The 1847-nt window shown below is 68.3% G+C and carries 2 protein-coding genes and 1 pseudogene; 1 reads left to right on the plus strand and 2 read right to left on the minus strand.

Annotation, left to right across the window (positions count from 1 at the left end; all coding sequences use genetic code 11):
- Nucleotides 1–23 precede the first annotated feature (23 nt).
- Nucleotides 24–215, minus strand: a complete 192-nt coding sequence (locus IVB32_RS10025; RefSeq protein WP_085353412.1) for a hypothetical protein — start codon at nt 213–215, stop codon at nt 24–26.
- Nucleotides 216–246: 31 nt separating this feature from the next.
- Nucleotides 247–1404, minus strand: coding sequence for an MFS transporter (locus IVB32_RS10030; protein WP_018458391.1), 1158 nt, complete (start codon nt 1402–1404; stop codon nt 247–249).
- 184 nt (nt 1405–1588) lie between these two features.
- On the opposite strand from IVB32_RS10030, the pseudogene IVB32_RS10035 reads away from it, so the two are divergent.
- Nucleotides 1589–1847 (plus strand): annotated as a pseudogene (locus tag IVB32_RS10035) (adenylate/guanylate cyclase domain-containing protein); the annotation flags it as partial.

Raw genomic sequence — 1847 nt, forward strand, 5'->3', positions numbered from 1 at the left:
GCGACCGGCGAAACGAAGCCGGCCTAGGTGCGCGGTGCCGTGACCGGCGGCGGGCTCGCTTCCGGCGCCTTCTTCGGTTTCAGCGAGCCGGCGTAGAAGGAGATCAGCCAGACCAGGATGACGGCGAGGAGATAGACACCCCAGGCCTGCGGCGGCGTAGTCGCCCAGCGCAGGAGGCCTTTGAATGTGCGGGGTGGGCGCGTGTCTTCGGTCATGCTGCGCTTGTGCGCGAAAGCTCCGGCCCGGTCAATCCGGCCGCGGTTGCGCGCGGATCATGAACAGCGCGGCCAGCGCCGAGAGGCTGAGCGCGGAGGAGACGATCAGCACCTTGGCGCCCATGACGTCGATGAGCAGGCCAAAGGCCAGCGGCGCCACGGCCTGCGCCATCCGTGCCGGCGCGCCGATGATGCCGAGGCGATAGCCGAAATCCTTGGGGCCGAAGATCGACAGCGGCAGCGTGCCGCGCGCGATGGTCAGGATGCCGTTGCCGGAGCCGTGGAATAGCGCAAACGCACTGGCCGCGGCGCCGCCGAAGATCGCCACGACCACCGCGCCGATCGGGTGAGTGAGGCAGGCGAGCCGCGTCGACCACAGCGGATGAAAGCGGCTGAGGAAGCCTGCCTCCAGAACCCGTGCGGCCACTTGCGCGGGGCCGATCAGCGCACCGGCCGCGATCGCCTCGACCGGCGTCGCGCCGGTTGCCTCCAGGATGCGCGGGAAATGCGCGGCCATCGCGCCGGTGACGGTCCAGACCGCGGCAAAGATGAAGGCGAGCAGCACCATGGTGCGGTCGAGCGGCAGATGCGGCTTCGCCGCTGTCGCCGCTGCTTGCTTGGCGCCCTTGATCGTCGGCAGCAGGAAGAAATTGAGCGGCAGGCCGATCAGGATATTGGCAGCGGCCCAGGCGAAGCAGGTGTCGCGCCAGCCAAAATGCGACAGGCCCCAGGCGGTGAGCGGCCAGCCGACGGTCGATGCAAAGCCCGCCATCAGCGTGATGCCGGTGATCGGCCTGCGCGCCTCGGTGCCGTAGATGCGCCCGAGCGCGGCGAAGGCGGCGTCGTAGAGACCCATCGCCATGCCGATGCCGAGCACGAGCCAGGCCATTGCCATCACCGCCACCGATTGCGAGAGGCCGAGCAGAACGAGGCCGGCGGCGATCGTCAGGTTCGACACCGAGAGGACCTGCCGGCCGCCGACCAGATCGATCTGTCGCCCGATGCGCGGCCCGAGCAGCGCCGAAATCACCAGCGAGGCCGAGAACGCGCCAAACACCCAGTTGGAGGAGATACCGAGATCGCGCGCCATGGGATCGGCGAGCAGCGCCGGCAGATAGTAGCTCGAGGCCCAGGCCAGGGTCTGCGTGGTACCGAGCGCCAGGATGATCGGAAGCTGGCGCTGGCTCATATCCCCGTATTTCTGATCGGCGGTGTCATCATTCGCATTTGCCGCCCGAGGCGGGAGCGCGTCAACAGCGTCCGCGACATATGCGACCTGCCGCGGGCGGGAGCCTTGGCCGTGAGCGGAGCTTTGGCGACGCAAGCTCCGCGCGCCGCCTTTCGCTCGTCACGAATGCACGCCATAATGGCGCATGCAATTGACCTCTCGCCTTGCGCTGATGAACTGGTTGGCCGGCCAGGGGCTCACCGGCCTGCCCGAACCCGAACTGCTGCGCGGCTTCTGCGAGCGCTGCCGCGCCGAGGGGCTGGAACTCTCGCGTGGCCTTGTCGTCATCGATACGCTGCACCCGATCTACGAGGGTCGCGCCTTCCGCTGGAGCGATACACCGACCAACGAGAGCGACGTCGTCGAATACGGCTCGACGGCCGAGGGCGACGCGGCCAACAATT

The organism is Bradyrhizobium sp. 23, assembly GCF_023073295.1.
GTDB lineage: Bacteria > Pseudomonadota > Alphaproteobacteria > Rhizobiales > Xanthobacteraceae > Bradyrhizobium > Bradyrhizobium canariense_D.